This window comes from Amycolatopsis sp. NPDC005003 (assembly GCF_053600695.1).
On the sequence record NZ_JBSGAI010000056.1, the window covers coordinates 39,125 to 55,545 of the forward strand.

Consider the following 16,421-nt stretch of genomic DNA (forward strand, 5'->3'; position numbering starts at 1 on the left):
TTCCCGCGGAAGGGCCGCCCCGAACACTTTCGGGACGGCCCTGACCGGCGAAACCTCAGTACCGGTAGTGCTCCGGTTTGAACGGGCCCTCGACGTCCACGTCGATGTACTCGGCCTGCTCCTTGGTCAGCTTCGTCAGCTCACCACCGAGCGCCTCCAGGTGGATGCGAGCCACCTTCTCGTCCAGCTTCTTCGGGAGGCGGAAGACCTCCTTGTCGTACTCCTCGTGCTTGGTGAACAGCTCGATCTGCGCGATCACCTGGTTGGAGAAGCTGTTCGACATCACGAACGACGGGTGGCCGGTCGCGTTGCCCAGGTTCAGCAGGCGTCCCTCCGACAGCACGATGATCGTGTTGCCGTTCGGGAAGATCCACTCGTCGACCTGCGGCTTGATGTTGATCTTGCGGATGCCCGGGTAGCGCGCCAGCCCCGCCATGTCGAGCTCGTTGTCGAAGTGACCGATGTTGCCCAGGATCGCCTGGTGCTTCATCTTCGCCATGTGCTCGACCAGCACGACGTCCTTGTTGCCGGTCGTCGTGATGACGATGTCGGCCTCCGGCAGCGCGTTCTCCAGCGTGCGGACCTGGTAGCCGTCCATCGCCGCCTGCAACGCGCAGATCGGGTCGATCTCCGTCACGATCACCCGGGCGCCCTGGCCGCGCAGGGACTCCGCCGCGCCCTTGCCGACGTCGCCGTAGCCGCAGACCACCGCGACCTTGCCGCCGATCAGCACGTCGGTGCCGCGGTTGATGCCGTCGATCAGGGAGTGGCGGATGCCGTAGCGGTTGTCGAACTTCGACTTCGTCACCGCGTCGTTGACGTTGATCGCCGGGAACAGCAGCTCGCCCGCCGCCGCCAGCTGGTACAGCCGCAGGACGCCGGTCGTGGTCTCCTCGGTGACGCCGCGGACGCCCTCGCCGATCTTGGTCCACTTGTCCTTGTCCGAAGCGACCGACGCGCGCAGCAGCTCGAGGAACACGCGGAACTCGTCCGAGGTGTTCTCGTCCGGGGTCGGCACGACGCCGGCCTTCTCGAACTCGGTGCCCTTGTGCACCAGCATGGTGGCGTCACCACCGTCGTCGAGGATCATGTTCGGACCCTCACCGTCCCAGGTGAGCATCCGCTCGGTGCACCACCAGTACTCCTCGAGCGACTCGCCCTTCCACGCGAAGACCGGGACGCCCTTGGGCTCCTCGACGGTGCCGTGCGGGCCGACGACGATCGCCGCGGCCGCGTGGTCCTGCGTCGAGAAGATGTTGCAGGACGCCCAGCGCACTTCGGCACCCAGCGCCACCAGCGTCTCGATCAGCACCGCGGTCTGCACGGTCATGTGCAGCGAACCGGAGACGCGCGCCCCGCGCAGCGGGTAGACCTCCGCGTATTCGCGCCGCAGCGCCATCAGTCCCGGCATCTCGTGCTCGGCGAGGCGGATCTCCTTGCGGCCGAACTCGGCGGCCTCGAGGTCGGCGACGGCGAACTCGATGCCGTTGCGGGTCTCGTGCCGCTTGGCAACGCTTTCGGGGGTCATAGTGGCGATTCCTCCAAGACTCGATGACACCCGAACACTACCGTTGTCCGCTCGACTGTCACTGGAAGTGTTAGGAGGCCCTTACCGTGCCCATGCCCGGCCCGGACACCCGCGTCGTGGAAATCCGCGTCGCCGGTCTCGTGGGCACCAGCGGGGAGACGCTGCTCGACGCGGTTTCGACCGTCGACGTCGCCGGCGACGGACTGGGCCGGGTGGTCCGCCCGGCGGACCGGTTACGCCGCCCGGCGCCCGGGCCGGTGCTGCCGGCGCTCGGCCGATCGATCCCGCGGACCCTGGAGGGCTACCTCTGGCACGGCATGACCTCGGGCGGCGCCGCGAAGGCCACCTGGGCGCTGCTGTTCCCGTTCTCCCTGGCCAACGTCGCTTTCTGGATGCTGCCACCGGTCCCGGCGGGGAGCCGCCTGGCGCGCGTGCTCGGCGCCGTCTGCCGCGGCCTGCTGCGGGTGGGCGCCCTGCTGCTCACAATGCTGCTGATGGGCCAGCTCGCGGCGATCGCGCTGGACCTGTTCGCCACGCAGTGCCTCGCGCCCGGGTCGGGCTGCCTGCCGGTGATCCCCGACGTCCTCCGCTCGGTACCCGCCCGGATCGCGGTCGGCGTGCTGCCGCTGCTCGTCGTGCTCTTCGTCCTGCACCGGATTTCGAGCGCGACCTGGGCGGTGCACGCCGACGGCGACCTGACCGGCGGCCCGCTGCGGATGCGCGCCGACCCGGAGACGCCGGCCCTGCGCTGCCTGCACACCGTCGCGGCGCTGGCCGCGGTCGCGCTGCTGCTGCTCGGCGGCCCGTTCCGGGTGCCCGGCGACCCCGTCGACCTCGTGGCCTGGATCGTCACACTGGCCGTGGTGCTCGCCACCGTCGTCGCGGCGGCGGTCGGCGTCGACACCGGCCGCTTCGCCCGGCCCGGCGTGCTCACCTTCGCGACCCTGCTCGTCGTCGTGGCCGCGGTGCGGCTCAGGCCGGGCACGGGCCCGCTGCCCGGCACGAACGGCGTCGTCGAAGGTCTCGGCGCGGCCCTGGTCGCCGTCACGGTGCTGTTCGCGCTCTTCCTCGCCCCGGCGGCCCTGCTGGCCCGGCCCGGCTGGCAGCACAAACCGCGGCGGCTGCGGCCGTGGATGGGCGGCTGGGCGGCCGCGCCGGTGCTCGCGCTCGCCGGCCTGCTCGGCGGCGGGTTCGGCGCCGGGCTCGCCGAAGCGCTCCGCCGGCTGTCCGGAGCGGAAAACCTGCGGGTGCCGGACACGTATTTGCTGGTCACGGTCCTGTGGGGAGCCGGGCTGGCGCTGGCCGCCGTGCTCGGCGTGCTGGGCTTCGCGGTCGCCGTCCCGCTGCGGCGGCTGCGGCGGGGCATCCCCGAGATCGTCGCGCTGATGGAGCACGACGAACGGCAGGAAGCGCAGGCCGCGGCCGCCTGGGCGCGGTCGGCGTGGGAACGGCGGCACCTGCACCACCTGGCGCTGGCCGTCGCGAGCGCGATGTCGGCCGGCGGCGCGGCGCTGCTGGTGCTGCGGTTCGGGTTCGGGCTGGTCCCCGGCTGGTTCGGCCCGCTGTCCGCGATCGGCGTGGTCGCGCTCGGCGCGCTGGCCGCGGGCCTGCTGCGCGTGGTCTACACCGCCGCGCGCACCCCGCAGCGCAGCCGCCACCTCGGCGCGCTGGCCGACCTGGTCTGCTTCTGGCCGCGGGCGGCGCACCCGACGGTCCCGCCCTGTTACGCGCTGAAGGTCGTCCCGGAGCTGGCCGCGCGGGCGCGCGAGCACCTCGCCGAACCGGGCACGCGCGTGGTGCTCTCCGGTTACAACCTCGGCAGCCTGCTGACGATCATGGCCGCCGCCCGGCTCGCCGCCGAACTGCCGGCCGCGGACCTCGAACGCGTCGGCGTGCTCACCGCCGGGTCGCCGCTGCAGTGGGGTTACCAGCGCGCCTTCCCGGCGCTGCTGCCACAGGACGCGCTGGAACGGCTCTTCGCCGACCTCGACGGCCGCTGGCGGGCCCTGTGCCGCGGCACCGACATCTTCGGCGGCGGCGTGACGACCTGGCGGCACTCGGTCGCCGACCGGCGGCTGCACGGCGTCGGCTTCCTGCCCGAGGGCGGCTGCGGCCCGGTGTCGGCGACGGCGGACGGCAACGGCGTCCTGATCCTCGGCGGCGACCACTGGCTGCCGGACCCGCTGCGCGGCCCGACCGGGCGGCACCGCTGGGCACCGGGGGTGCTCAAGCACCAGGACTACGTGGTGGACGCCGAATGGGACCACGCCGTCGCGATGGCCGCCGGCCTCGGCAAGCCGTCCTGGGGCGAGCAGGGCTCGCTGTTCGGGGACTTCCCCCCGAAACGGTGAAGGCCCCTCGCGCGCGGAGCGAGGGGCCTTCGACCGTGGACTAGCTCAGCTTCACTCGGAAGCCTTGCGGCGGAACTTCAGCAGCGCGAGCAGGCCGCCACCGGCGACGAGCAGCAGCGCGCCGACCCAGATCAGCCAGCTGTTGTCGAAACCGGTGTTGGCCAGGCCGCCACCGGTGCCCGACTCGTTGCCCGCCGGGACCACGGCCGGAGCGGTGGTGCTGGTCTGCGAGACGGAGGTCGCGGAAGTCGCCGGGGTGGTCGTCTTCGTGGCGGTGGTGGGCGGCGTCGTCGTCTTCGGCGGCGCCGTCGTCGTGCTGGTCTGCGGCGGCTTGGTGGTCTTCGTGCCGCACAGGTACCAGTTTTTGCCGATCTTCGGCTGGCTGCCGTTGAAGTTGAACGGCGCGCGCAGGTCGTTCCACGGGGCGTCCTGGCTGAGCTGCTTCTTGCCAGGCGTGTAGTCGTTGAAGCCGTCGTCGCCGCCGGCGACCACGATGCGGGTGACCGTGACACCCTCGTTGACCGACTTGATGTTCAGCCGGGTGTCGTTCTTGGTCAGTTCGAAGACGACGTCCTTCTGGTCGAGGACCTTGCCGTCGGCACAGGGCGTCGGATTGCCCGGCGTCGGCTTGGGACGGTTGTCGTCGCTGTAGCAGGCGAGAGCGGAACCGGCGGTCCCGATCAGGGCGGCGGTGGTGAGCGCCATGACCGCAACGGCGCCGCGGAAGGAACGTCTGCGCATGAGTTCTCCAGTACCGAACGGGGGATGAACGGCAAAATCGGGGGACGTGGCGCCACTGCCCGTGGGAATCACGCGGCTGTAATTCACCCGTCAGTGGCACACGAAGGATCGAAAGGTATCGCACGTCACCCGGCCGCTTACAGGGGGTCCCCTTTTGGGTACGAATCGCAAGATCCTCTTGATCAAGCCGTAACCTCGCATCAAGCAACCAAACGTGAAAAGCCCCGCCCACCTGGGCATCCAGGGTGGCGGGGCTTTTCGCGCGCAAGTCAGGCGTCGGGCGCCTTCACGGGCTCGTCGAGTCCTTCGGCCTGCCGCTTGCCCAGCAGCGAATGCCGGCGGCTGTACCCGAAGTAGAGCACCACGCCCAGCACCATCCAGGCGAGGAACCGCAGCCAGGTCAGCACGGTCAGGTTCAGCATCAGCCACAGGCAGGCGAGGATGGCCAGGATCGGGATCAGCGGCACCAGCGGCACCTTGAACGCGCGGGGCAGCTCCGGCCGCGTCCGCCGCAGCACCAGCACCCCGGCCGAGACGAGCACGAACGCGAACAGCGTGCCGACGTTCACCATCTCTTCGAGCTTGTCCGCCGGGAAGAACCCGGCCGCGACCGCGACCAGCCCGCCGACGATGAGCGTCGCGCGCTTCGGCGTGCCGTGCTCGCCGGTCTTCGCCAGGCCGCGCGGCATCAGGCCGTCGCGGGACATCGCGAAGATGATCCGGACCTGGCCCAGCATGAGCACCATGACGACGGTGGTCAGGCCGGCCAGCGCGCCGAACGAAATGATGTTGGCCGCCCAGTCGACGCCGTTCGCGGAGAACGCCGTGGCGAGGGTCTTGTGGCTGCCGTCGCCCGCCTTGGTCGCGAGGTCCTTGTACGACGTCATGCCGACGACCACGAGCGACACCGCGACGTACAGCACGGTCACGATGGCCAGCGAGCCCATGATCCCGCGCGGCACGGCCTTCTGCGGGTTCCGGGTCTCCTCCGCGGTGGTCGCGACGATGTCGAATCCGATGAAGGCGAAGAACACCAGCGAAGCGCCGGCCAGCAGGCCGAAGACGCCGAACGAGCTGCTCGCGCCGCCCGCGATCAGGGAGAACAGCGACTGGTCGATGCCGGTCTGGCCGGCCCCGCCGGTCTCGCCCGGCGGGATGTACGGCGTGTAGTTGGCGCCCTTGATGTAGAAGAGGCCGAGGATGATCACGAACAGCACCACGGCGACCTTGATCCCGGTGATCACCATGGAAACCCGCGAAGACAGCTTCGTGCCGACCGCCAGCAGGACGGTCAGGATCGCCACGACGAGCAGCGCACCCCAGTCGACCGTCACGCTCCCGATGTCGAACGTCGTCTTCGTACCCTTGCCGAACAGGTAGCCGAGCACCGTCTCGAGGTACACCGACCAGCCCTTGGAAACCGCCGCCGCGCCGACGGCGAGCTCCAGGATCAGGTCCCAGCCGATGATCCAGGCCATGAATTCGCCGAAAGTGGCGTAGGAGAACGTGTACGCGCTCCCCGCCACCGGCACGGTCGAGGCGAACTCCGCGTAGCACAGCGCCGCCAGCGCACAAGCGATCGCGGCGAACACGAAGGCCAGCGAAACCGACGGCCCGGCGTAGTCACCAGCCGTACGCGCGGTCAGCGTGAAGATACCGGCGCCGATGACGACCGCGACGCCGAAGACCGTGAGGTCCCACGCGCTCAGGTTCCGCCGGAGCTTGGTGTCCGGCTCGTCGGTGTCCGCAATGGACTGTTCGATCGATTTAGTGCGCCACAATCCCGTTCCGGGCACCGTTGACCTCCTGCCGCTGGCCTGCATGTATCGCAGTAGGTCACCCTATCGGGTCAGGTCGGTGACGGCTCGCCGAAGACGGTCCCCGGCTACCGCGCGAGACTGCGGTCGAGGTCCGGCTCGAGGTAGATCAGCTTGGCCACCGGCACCTTGGCCCGGACGCGGGCCTCGGCGTCGTCGATCGCCGTCGCCACCTGGGCGGTGTCCAGCCCCGGCACCAGCGCCAGCTTCGCCGCGACGAGCAGCTCGTCCGGGCCCAGGTACTGGGTGCGGATGTGGATGACGCGCTCGACCTTGCCCGCGGCGAGCTCGTCGACGATCGTCGCGAGCACGCTCTCGTTGGCGCCTTCGCCGATGAGCAGGCTCTTCATCTCGATGATGAGGATGATCGCGATGACGCCGAGCAGCGCACCGATCGCCAGGGTGCCGACGCCGTCCCAGACGGGGTCGCCGGTGACGATCGACAGCCCGACGCCCAGCAGCGCGAAGACGAGGCCGAGCAGCGCGCCGGCGTCCTCGAGCAGCACGACGGGCAGCTCGGGCTCCTTGGCCTGGCGGATGAAGCCCCACCAGCTCGCGCCGCCCTTGATCTTCCTCGACTCGCCGATGGCGGTGTAGAAGCTGTAGCCCTCGAGCGCGACCGCGACGAGCAGGATGATCACGGCGACGATCGGCGATTCGAGCGGCTCGGGGTGGCCGATCTTGTGGATGCCTTCGTAGATCGCGAAGGCCGCGCCGAGCGTGAAGAGCATCAGCGCGACGATGAAGGAGTAGAAGTACCGGTCGCGGCCGTAGCCGAAGGGGTGCTCCTTGTCCGCTTCCCGCTTCGACGTCTTCTGGCCGAGCAGCAGCAGGCCCTGGTTCGTGGTGTCGGCCAGCGAGTGCACGGACTCGGCCAGCATCGACGACGACCCCGTGACGAGGAAGCCGACGAACTTCGCCGCCGCGATCCCGGCGTTCGCCCCGAGTGCGGCGAGGATCGCCTTGGTTCCGCCTCCAGCTGACACGACCGCTCCCCTGGTAGGTCCTGAAATGTCCGGGTGGAGCCTAATGGGAGCGCGCGGCGGCGGCCGTCCCGACCGGGTGAACCGCGGCCACCGGTTCTGTCGTACCCCTTCGCTACCGTGGTTTTTCCAGCCGACCACACCCGGGAAGGTGACATGGCGCACTTCGCCGTGCTCGGTCCGCTCGCCGTCGAGAGCCCGCCGGGCCGGTGGGCGGTCCTGCGCGGTGAGCGGCAGCGCACGCTGCTGGCCGTGCTGCTGCTCAACGCCGGCCGGCACGTCCCCGTCGACGTGCTCGTGGCGGCGCTGTGGCCGGACGGGCCGCCCAAGTCGTACACGTCCAACCTGCACACCTACCTCTCGCGGCTGCGCGAGCGGATCGACGGGCTGCGGGTCGAGCACGGCCCGCCCGGCTACCGGCTGCAGGTCGAACCGGAGGAACTCGACCTGCTCGTCTTCCGGTCCGCCGTCGCCGAAGGACGGCGGGCCGCGGAGCCGGTGGCCGCCGCGGGGCACTACCGGCGGGCGCTCGCGCTGTGGCGGGGGCCGGTGCTGGCCGGGCTGCACGTGCCGCTGCTCGACGCCGACATCGCCCGGCTCGAGTCCGAGCGGCTCGCGGTGTTCGAGGACTGCGTCGACGCGGAGCTCGCCGCCGGGCGGCACGGGGAGCTGACCGGCGAGCTGCAGGCCGTGCTCACCGAGCACCCGCTGCGCGAACGGCCGGCCGCCCAGCTGATGACCGCGCTGCACCGGGCCGGGCAGCAGGGCAGCGCGCTGGAGGTCTACCGGCGGCTGCGCACCACGCTGATCGAGGAGCTCGGCGTCGAACCCGGCGCCGAGGCCCGGCGGGTGCACGCCGCCGTGCTGCGCGGCGAGGACCCGGTGCCGCGGCTGCCACCCGCGGTGTGGCCGGTGTGCCAGCTCCCGCCGGACATCGGGGACTTCACCGGCCGCGAGAGCGAGCTCGCGGAGCTGACCGGCGTGCTCGGCGCCGGCACCGGCGTCCCGGTCGCGGTGCTCAGCGGCGAGCCGGGTGCGGGCAAGAGCACCCTCGCCGTGCGCGCCGCGCACCGGCTGCGCGCGCGGTTCCCCGACGGCCAGCTGTACGTGCCGCTGGCGGGCCGTGACATCGGAGAGGTGCTCGCCGACCTGCTGCGCGCGCTGGGCGTCCCCGGCCCGGCCGTGCCGGACGACGTGCGGGCGCGGGCGGCGGTGTTCCGCGGCCGGCTCACCGACCGGCGGGTGCTGGTGGTGCTCGACGACGCCGTCGACCCCGAGCACGTCCGCACCCTGCTGCCGGGGACACCGGGCTGCGCGGTGCTCGTGACCAGCCGCCGCCGGCTGAGCGGCCTGGCCGGGGCGCACCGGCTGCCCCTCGGTCCGCTGTCCGGCGCCGACGCCGAGGAGCTGTTGCACCGCCTGGCCGGGGCCCGGGTGGCGCGGGAGCGCGCCGACGCCGAGCGGATCGTCACGGCCTGCGCGCGGCTGCCGCTCGCGCTGCGGATCGCGGGCAGCAGGCTGGCCATCCGCCCGCACCTGCGGCTGGGCGAGCTGGCCGGCCGGCTGGAGGACGAAGTCCGCCGGCTCGACGAGCTGACCGTGAGCGACCTCGCCGTCCGGAGCAGCATCGCGCTGAGCTACGAAGCCCTGCGGCCGCCCGCGCGGCGCGCGTTCCGGCTGCTCGGCCGGTGCCGCCTCGCCGACCTGCCGGCCTGGGCCGTCACCACCCTGGTCGTCGCCCCGGACGCCGACGAGGCGGTCGAAGAGCTCGTCGAAGCGAGCCTGCTGGAGGCCCGCGGAGCGGACGCGACCGGCGAAGGCCGGTACCGGATGCACGACCTCGTCCGGTTGTACGCGGCGGAGCTCGACGAACCGGCGCCCGGCGAAGGTCTCCCCACGGTGCTGGCGGCCACGCTCGCGCTCGCCGACGCGGCGGCGGCCCGGCTGCCGCGCACGGTGCCGATGCCGTCGCCCGCCCACGGGCCGCCCGCGCAGCCGTTGCCGGATTCGCTGGTGGAGCGGCTGCTCGCGCGTCCGGACGACTGGTTCGCCGCCGAGCGCGCGAACCTCCTGCTGCTCATCGGCACGCTCGGCGCGCGGGACGCGCTGCTGCTGCTCGACCGGCTGGGCGTCTACCTGTACCTGCACGGGCAGTACGCCGACATGCGCGCGGCGTACGAGTCGGTGTCGGCCGCCGATCCCCCGCTGGCGACGGTGGCCGAGGCCACGCTGACGCTGCTGCGGCACGCGCGTGGCGAGTACGAGGAGGCGGCGGTCCGGTATCGGGCGTGTGCGAAGGAGCTCGAAGCGCAGGGGGACCGCCGCACGCACGCGTGGGTTTCGGCGAACCTGGCGCACTGCCTGATCGGCTTGGGCCGTGCGGACGAGGCCTTGGAGGCCGCGGCCCACGCCCGCGAACTGTTCACTGTGGACGGTTCGGCGGCGGAGCCGGGGTGGGTCCGGGCGGCGGAGTCGGCCGCGTTGCTGCGGCTCGGCCGGATCGCCGATGCCCGGGAGGTCGACCGCGCGGCCTTGGCGGCGGCCCGCTCGACGGGAGACGCCCGGGTGATCGGCGAGGCCCTGCACGGGTTCGCGTGGTCGTCCCTGCTGACGGGCGACGACCCGGGCGCGGTGGCGGCGATCGCGGAGTCGGTGCACCTGTTGCGCGGCACGATGGCGCGCTCGGCGCTGGCGAAGTCGTTGCGGACGTCCGGCGCGATCTCGGCGGCGACGGGCGCACGCTCGGACGCGACGGCGGCGTTCGGGGAGGCGCGTGACCTGGCGCGGGAGCTGGACGAGCGGCCGCGCGAGCTGTCGTGCACGCGGGCGTTGGCGGCGGCGTGGATCGGCTCCGGGCAGGCGGCACGGGCGATCCCGGTGCTGCGGGCGTGTCTGGACGAGTTCCGCGAGATGGGCGGCCGGGCGGCGACGGGGCTGACGTGGCTGGTGCTGCACCGGGCGTACCTCGCGACGGGAGCTGCCCTGGCGGCGGAGGAGGCCGCAGCCGAGGCCGCGGAGCTGCTCGACCCCCGCGACGCCAGCGCGGCCGCGCTCCGGCGGGCGCTGCTCGCGCTGACCGAACCGGCCTGACGGCGCCCCGGGCGGGCCGGGTGGTGCTCCCCCGCACCACACCGGCCGACCGGCGATGCCGCCCCCACGGCACGACCTGCCTTCGCCCCTGGCCAGACCCAGCGATGCCACCCCTCACGACACCGCCTGCCTTCCCCCTTGGCGAGACCCGGCGATGCCGCCCCTCACCGCACCACCCGGCTCGCCTCGGTCTGCCGGGGGTGGTCGCCGAGGTGGTGCCGCCCCCTCGCGGCACCACCCTCGGCCCACGGACGCCGGGCGTTTCCGACCGGCGCCACCCCCAGCAGACCGGCGGCGCGCATCAGCGCACCAGGGTCCCCCGTTGGTGAGGATCGTGGCGGACCCCGCCACACGGAACGCACACAGAAACCCGCGGCCCCCACACAGCTGCCCCACGCACCCGCGCGGCCGACCCACGCACCCACACGGTCGGCCCGCGTACCCGCGCGGTCGGCCCGCGTACCTGAACAGTCGGCTCACAAGCCGACCCTCCAGGCACGCAGACCGACCCTCTGGGGACGTCAGGCGACCTGGTGGGTACCTGCGGTGTCAGTCCTCGCAGGTGCCGGCCGTCGCGCGGAACAGCTGGGCTCGCTCGCCGCCCAGTGGGCGGATGTTTACCGGCGGGTCCGCCGCCGGGAGCCACACCGACTGGCCTCGCCGGAGCTCGACCTTCTCGCCGTCGTCCGCCGTCACCAGCAGGTCGCCCGCCGTGCACAGCAGGATCTGCGGGCCCACGCTGTCGACCGAGATCTCGTCGTCCTGGCCCGCCGCCCACTCCACGCGCGACAGCTCGAACTCCGGCGCGTCCGTGCGGTACACCGCCATGCGCCCGCCCGTGTCACCGCACTGGACCGGCATCTCGCCGCACGCGAAGTCCACCACGCGCAGCAGCTCCGGCACGTCCACGTGCTTCGGCGTGAGCCCGCACCGCAGGATGTTGTCCGAGTTCGCCAGGATCTCCACGGCCGTCCCGTGGAGGTACAGGTGCAGGTTGCCGGCCGGCAGGTAGATCGCCTCGCCCGCGCGCAGCGTCAGCCGGTTCAGCAGCAACGCCGCCAGCACGCCCGCGTCGCGCGGGTGCGCCTCGCCGAGCTCCAGGATCGTCCGGCACTCGACCGCGAACTCGCCGTGCTCCTGGACGTGCCGGACGCACGCGTCGAGCACCTCCGGCAGCAGCGAATCCAGTGACGCCTGCGGCAGCGTGATCCACGTCGTGAACAGCGCGCGCAGCCCGGCGGGATCCGGCTGGGCCTCCAGCAGCCCGGTGTACTTCGCCAGCCCCGGCGTCTCGATCGCCTTGAGCAGCTTCACCGTGCGGTCCGGTGCGCGGAACCCGGCCAGCGCGTGGAACTCCGTCAGCGCGCAGACCAGCTCCGGCTTCGCGGTCGGGTCCGGGTAGTTGCGGTTCGCCGCGTCGCGCGGGATGCCCAGCTGCTCCTCGCGGGCGTGCCCCTCCGCGGCCTGGGCCGCCGACGGGTGCGCCTGCATCGACAGCGGCTCCTCCGCCGCGAGGATCTTCAACAGGAACGGGAGCCGCCCGCCCCACCGCTTCGCGCAGCGCTCGCCGAGCTGGGTCACCGGGTCGGCGTCCACCAGCTCGAGCAGGCTCCGCTCGGTCCCGTCGGGGCCGATGACGTGCGACGGGTCGCCCGGGTGGGCACCCATCCACAGTTCGGCCTCGGGGTGCGGCGCGGGTACCGGACGGCCCAGCAGCTCGGGGATCGCCGTCCGCGATCCCCAGGCGTAGGGCCGCACCGCGTTGCGCAGCAGCTCCACTGTCACCTCAACTCCACTCCTTCGGCACCGGCCTGGCCGGTGCTAGGCGGGTCTCACGCCGTCGCAGGCGCGAAGCGGCCGGCGCCGCCGATGCTGCCCGCCGCCAGCCCGAGATAGACCGCCGCCAGTTCGAACCGCAGTGCCAGCACCGCGGCCCGCACGATTTCGTCGGCCTCGATCTCCTCGGCCGGCGCGATGACGTCCGCACCCGGCAGCAGATCCTCGGCCTGGTAGCGCGCCGCGTCCGTGGCCGGACCGGTCCGCACCGAGAGCAGCAGCACCCGGGTGGGGATGTCACCAGAGGAGTCGTCCGGATCGGCGAAGATGTCACGCTCCGCGCCACCTGATTGCGCAGCCCGCCGCAATGCGGGGCGCGCCAGGGCCTGACGATAGTCCTCGACGTCGCACACCGTGGCGGCGTGGGCGGCGAACGCGTGCGCAGCGTGTTCGCCGACGGCGACCGCGACCGGGTCCAGCCCCCACAGCAGGGGCACGCGATCCGCGACGCGCAGCGCCAGCGCCTTGGCCGGGTTCGCGAACGACTCCCTGGCCAGGTAGTCCTTTTCGGCTTCGAGGTCCAGCTGGTCGGCGAGCACCTGGACGTCGGAGATCAGCAGGCCCAGCGCGTTCGCGGTGAGCAGCCCGGCGGCCAGGCCACGCGGGAACGCCAGCTCCGGCGGCACCGGGATGCGCGGGGCCAGCAGGATGCCCTTGCCCGCCACTGCGGCCGCCACCGGGCCGTCCGACGGCGCCGAGAGCACCACCGAGGCGCCGTACCGGGCGGCGCGCTCCAGCGACGCGGCGAGCTCGCGGTCACCGGCGTCGTCGGTGTGCGCGAACACGACGTCGAGCGCGCCGATCCAGCTCGGCACCACCTCGGCGACGACCACCGGAACCGGGCACGACGGCGCCAGCAGGGCGGCCAGGAGCCGCGTGAGGGTGCGGCTCACCCCCGGCCGGTCGATGAGCACGACGGCGCGCGGGCGGCCCATGTCCAGCCGGTCGGACAGCTCCAGCTCCGCGGCCAGCTCGGCGGTCGCCCGCACCTGGGCGCCGGCCATGGCGGCGGCACGGAGCAACCCCGCGCTGTCGGCCTCGGCCAGCCGCGCGGGGTCGTCGAGCAGCGAGTCGTCAAGCACTGTCGGCATCGGAGTTCCCGTGATCCCCGGGAAGGGTCGCTTCGTCCAGGAGCAGCACCGGGATGCCGTCACGGACCGGGTACACGCGACCGCATTCGGTGCACGTCAGTGCGTCGGCCTCGGGGTCGTCCGGGGCGCCCGGCCGGAGCGGGGCGTGATCGGGCGACGGGCACGCCAAGATCTCGAGGAGCTGGGCGTCGAGCGTGATGGCCATGGTTCCTCCATACCACGCAGAGGGGTGTGATGAAGGGCACCTTCAGGACACGGTTGGCCCTTCATCGCGGACGGTCAGTTGCGGATGATCGCGAGTACTTCGTCGACCAGCCCCTGCACGGCCTCGGCGTTCGCGGCCTCGACGTTCAGCCGGAGCAGCGGCTCGGTGTTCGACGGGCGCAGGTTGAACCAGGCGCCGCCCGGCAGCTGCACGGTGAGGCCGTCCAGCTCGTCGATCTCGACGCCGGAGCGGGTGCCGAAGGTGTCCTTGACGGCCATCATCTTCGCGACCTGGTCGTCGACCGTGGAGTTGATCTCCCCCGAAGCCGCGTAGCGCGAGTACGCGCTGGTCAGCTCGGACAGCGGGCCGGTCTGCTCGCCGAGCGCGGCGAGGACGTGCAGCGCCGCCAGCATGCCGGTGTCGGCGCGCCAGAAGTCGCGGAAGTAGTAGTGCGCGGAGTGCTCGCCGCCGAAGATGGCGCCGGTCTTGGCCATCTCGGCCTTGATGAAGGAGTGCCCGACGCGGGTGCGGACCGGCTTGCCGCCGTGCTCGGCGACGATCTCCGGGACGCCCTTGGACGTGATCAGGTTGTGGATGATCGTGCCGCCCGGGTCCTTGGCCAGCTCGCGGACGGCGACCAGCGCGGTGATCGCGCTCGGCGAAACCGGCTCGCCGCGCTCGTCGACGATGAAGCAGCGGTCGGCGTCGCCGTCGAAGGCCACGCCGGCGTCCGCGCCGACCTCGCGCACCTTCGCCTGCAGGTCGACGATGTTGGCCGGGTCGAGCGGGTTGGCCTCGTGGTTGGGGAAGCTGCCGTCGAGCTCGAAGTACATCGGCACGACCTCGATCGGAAGGCCGTCGAAGACGGTCGGGACGGTGTGCCCGCCCATGCCGTTGCCGGCGTCGACGACGATCTTCAGCGGACGGCTGCCCGACAGGTCGACGAGGTTGCGCAGGTAGGCGGCGTAGTCGGCGAGGACGTCCCGCTCGGAGACGGTGCCGCGCTGGCCCTCGAACTCCGGCACGCCCTGCTCGACGGTGTCGCGGATCTCGGCGAGCCCGGTGTCCTGGCCGACCGGCGACGCGCCCGCGCGGCACATCTTGATGCCGTTGTACTTGGCCGGGTTGTGGCTGGCGGTGAACATCGCGCCCGGCAGGTTCAGCGAACCCGAGGCGAAGTAGAGCTGGTCGGTGCTGGCCAGCCCGATGCTCACGACGTCGAGGCCCTGCGAGGTGACGCCCTCGGCGAAGGCCGCCGCCAGCCCCGGCGACGAGTCACGCATGTCGTGGCCGATCACCACCGAGGGCGCTTCCGGCTTGATGAGCAGGGCGAACGCGGCGCCGAAGTCGCGGACGAGGTCCGCGTCGAGCTGCTCGCCGACCACGCCGCGAATGTCGTAGGCCTTCACGATGCCCGAAAGGTCTGGCACGCCGTCTCCCCGCGATTGGTCCGTTCCGGCGCTCGCTGCGCCGCGCGGAAAGCCTACCGGCGAGGTGAGTGGGTTACGCGTTCAGGCGCGGCCGGGCAGGACCCGCAGGTGGCCGCGGCGCCCGGACGGGCCCTCCGGCTCGGGCGCGGGGGCCGGTTTGTCGGAGCGGCCGGCCTCGCGCACGGCCTCGGCCAGCGCGGTCAGTTCGTCGGCCGACGGGTCCGGCGCGGCGAAGGCCCCTTCGTGCCGGACGACTTCCCAGCCCTTCGGGACGGTCAGCCGCAGCGCGTGGGCTTCGCAGAGGTCGTAGGAGTGCGGCTCGGAGGCGGTGGCCAGCGGGCCGACGACGGCGGTGGAGTCGCTGTACGCATACGTCAGCGTGGCCACAGCTGGCTCGAGACAGCCAGTACGCGAACACTTCCGTACGCTCCGCACGAAACGAAACGATAGCGCGTCGCCGCAAGGTAGTAGGAGCGACACGCGCTGAACGGCGCCGACCGCATAGACTTCGGAGGTGGCGACGGCTCGTGATTACCGACAGCGGCGGCGCTCGCGGCGGGACCGGCACGGCCGGGGCCTGCGCGGGACGCTGTATCCGGCGACCCTGCCCGCCGCCGCGAGCCGCGCGGAGCGGTTCGACGCGCTGGTGCTGGACGCACTGGAGCCGATCGAAGCCCGCTGGCGCCACGAGCTGACGAAGCTCGACGTGGCGGTCGACGACGTGCCGGAGGTCCGCGAAAACGGCCACTCGCCAGCGGACGGCGTCCTGCACGACGGCGCGGTGCCGCTGTCGCGCCTGGTCCCGGCCGGGGTGGACCGCACGGGGTTGCCGACGCGGGCGCGGATCGTGCTGTACCGGCGGCCGCTGGAGGCGCGGGCGAAGGACCCGTCGGAGCTGGCCGAGCTGGTGCACGACGTGCTGGTGGAGCAGGTGGCGGGGTATCTGGGCGTGGAGCCGGACGTCATCGAAGGCGAGTAGCGCCTCGGCCTGGCTGAGGCGTCGCTGCGAACCGCCGGCCGGAAGCCGGAGCCTGGATTCGGCAACACGCGAACCGCCGGCCGACAGCCGGAGCCTGGGCTCAGCAACACGCGAACCGCCAGCCGACAGCCGAAGCCTGGACTCGGCAACACGCGAACCGCCAGCCGACAGCCGAAGCCTGGACTCGGCAACACGCGAACCGCCGGCCGGGAGCGCAAGGCGACCAACAACCTCACCAGACCTCCCCCGCCCCTCATCCCAGCTGTCCCTTCAGATCAAGCCGGCCTTCGGCGGCCCGGACGGCACGATGACGGCGGGCAACTCAACGCCGCTGACCGACGGCGCGTCGACGGTCCTGCTCGCCACCGAC

General features: G+C 72.4%; 13 protein-coding genes and 1 pseudogene. 4 read left to right on the forward strand and 10 right to left on the reverse strand.

Annotation, left to right across the window (positions count from 1 at the left end; all coding sequences use genetic code 11):
* Positions 1-55: 55 nt before the first annotated feature.
* Positions 56-1,528, reverse strand: coding sequence for an adenosylhomocysteinase (gene ahcY / locus ACWED2_RS41780; protein WP_449696041.1), 1,473 nt, complete (start codon positions 1,526-1,528; stop codon positions 56-58).
* A 92-nt stretch (positions 1,529-1,620) separates the two neighbouring features.
* Between ahcY and ACWED2_RS41785 the strand changes: the two genes are divergently transcribed.
* The gene (locus ACWED2_RS41785; RefSeq protein WP_449696052.1) at positions 1,621-3,879 is read left to right on the forward strand and encodes a hypothetical protein; all 2,259 of its coding nucleotides are present in this window, start codon (positions 1,621-1,623) and stop codon (positions 3,877-3,879) included.
* A 51-nt stretch (positions 3,880-3,930) separates the two neighbouring features.
* Here ACWED2_RS41785 and ACWED2_RS41790 read toward each other — a convergent pair whose 3' ends face one another.
* From ACWED2_RS41790 to ACWED2_RS41800, 3 genes are all read right to left on the reverse strand, one after another.
* Positions 3,931-4,620, reverse strand: coding sequence for an LPXTG cell wall anchor domain-containing protein (locus tag ACWED2_RS41790; protein ID WP_449696042.1), 690 nt, complete (start codon positions 4,618-4,620; stop codon positions 3,931-3,933).
* A gap of 269 nt (positions 4,621-4,889) precedes the next feature.
* On the reverse strand, positions 4,890-6,416 hold the full coding sequence (locus tag ACWED2_RS41795; RefSeq protein ID WP_449696043.1) for an amino acid permease: 1,527 nt from the start codon (positions 6,414-6,416) through the stop codon (positions 4,890-4,892).
* 89 nt (positions 6,417-6,505) lie between these two features.
* Positions 6,506-7,423, reverse strand: a complete 918-nt coding sequence (locus ACWED2_RS41800) for a cation diffusion facilitator family transporter (protein ID WP_449696044.1) — start codon at positions 7,421-7,423, stop codon at positions 6,506-6,508.
* Positions 7,424-7,576: 153 nt separating this feature from the next.
* On the opposite strand from ACWED2_RS41800, the gene ACWED2_RS41805 reads away from it, so the two are divergent.
* Positions 7,577-10,510, forward strand: a complete 2,934-nt coding sequence (locus ACWED2_RS41805) for a BTAD domain-containing putative transcriptional regulator (protein ID WP_449696045.1) — start codon at positions 7,577-7,579, stop codon at positions 10,508-10,510.
* Between the two features lie 164 nt (positions 10,511-10,674).
* Here ACWED2_RS41805 and ACWED2_RS41810 read toward each other — a convergent pair whose 3' ends face one another.
* From ACWED2_RS41810 to ACWED2_RS41835, 6 genes are all read right to left on the reverse strand, one after another.
* On the reverse strand, positions 10,675-10,812 hold the full coding sequence (locus tag ACWED2_RS41810; RefSeq protein WP_449696046.1) for a hypothetical protein: 138 nt from the start codon (positions 10,810-10,812) through the stop codon (positions 10,675-10,677).
* 247 nt (positions 10,813-11,059) lie between these two features.
* Positions 11,060-12,289 carry a mannose-6-phosphate isomerase, class I gene (gene manA, locus ACWED2_RS41815; protein ID WP_449696053.1) on the reverse strand — a complete coding sequence of 410 codons (1,230 nt, stop codon included), beginning with the start codon at positions 12,287-12,289 and terminating at the stop codon, positions 11,060-11,062.
* Between the two features lie 53 nt (positions 12,290-12,342).
* A complete protein-coding gene (locus ACWED2_RS41820; protein ID WP_449696047.1) occupies positions 12,343-13,437 on the reverse strand; it encodes a hypothetical protein in 1,095 nt (364 codons plus the stop codon).
* Positions 13,421-13,642: a Trm112 family protein gene (locus tag ACWED2_RS41825; RefSeq protein WP_072476466.1), complete on the reverse strand. Its 222-nt coding sequence runs from the start codon at positions 13,640-13,642 to the stop codon at positions 13,421-13,423. The genes ACWED2_RS41820 and ACWED2_RS41825 overlap by 17 nt, the downstream gene beginning before the upstream one ends.
* Positions 13,643-13,716: 74 nt before the next feature.
* Positions 13,717-15,072, reverse strand: a complete 1,356-nt coding sequence (locus ACWED2_RS41830) for a phosphomannomutase/phosphoglucomutase (RefSeq protein ID WP_449696048.1) — start codon at positions 15,070-15,072, stop codon at positions 13,717-13,719.
* An 81-nt stretch (positions 15,073-15,153) separates the two neighbouring features.
* Entirely contained in the window at positions 15,154-15,507 is a 354-nt protein-coding gene (locus ACWED2_RS41835; RefSeq protein WP_033261311.1) for a DUF3499 domain-containing protein, read from the reverse strand.
* 79 nt (positions 15,508-15,586) lie between these two features.
* On the opposite strand from ACWED2_RS41835, the gene ACWED2_RS41840 reads away from it, so the two are divergent.
* Both ACWED2_RS41840 and ACWED2_RS41845 read left to right on the forward strand, forming a co-directional pair.
* The gene (locus tag ACWED2_RS41840; RefSeq protein WP_004559274.1) at positions 15,587-16,051 is read left to right on the forward strand and encodes a metallopeptidase family protein; all 465 of its coding nucleotides are present in this window, start codon (positions 15,587-15,589) and stop codon (positions 16,049-16,051) included.
* A 274-nt stretch (positions 16,052-16,325) separates the two neighbouring features.
* Positions 16,326-16,421 (forward strand): annotated as a pseudogene (locus ACWED2_RS41845) (thiolase family protein); the annotation flags it as partial.

Coding starts and splice junctions, on each gene's coding strand:
- ahcY (WP_449696041.1), bottom strand. CDS start 1,528: ATGACCCCCGAAAGCGTTGCCAAGCGGCACGAGACCCGCAACGGCATC.
- ACWED2_RS41785 (WP_449696052.1), top strand. CDS start 1,621: ATGCCCGGCCCGGACACCCGCGTCGTGGAAATCCGCGTCGCCGGTCTC.
- ACWED2_RS41790 (WP_449696042.1), bottom strand. CDS start 4,620: ATGCGCAGACGTTCCTTCCGCGGCGCCGTTGCGGTCATGGCGCTCACC.
- ACWED2_RS41805 (WP_449696045.1), top strand. CDS start 7,577: ATGGCGCACTTCGCCGTGCTCGGTCCGCTCGCCGTCGAGAGCCCGCCG.
- ACWED2_RS41810 (WP_449696046.1), bottom strand. CDS start 10,812: ATGCGCGCCGCCGGTCTGCTGGGGGTGGCGCCGGTCGGAAACGCCCGG.
- ACWED2_RS41820 (WP_449696047.1), bottom strand. CDS start 13,437: ATGCCGACAGTGCTTGACGACTCGCTGCTCGACGACCCCGCGCGGCTG.
- ACWED2_RS41825 (WP_072476466.1), bottom strand. CDS start 13,642: ATGGCCATCACGCTCGACGCCCAGCTCCTCGAGATCTTGGCGTGCCCG.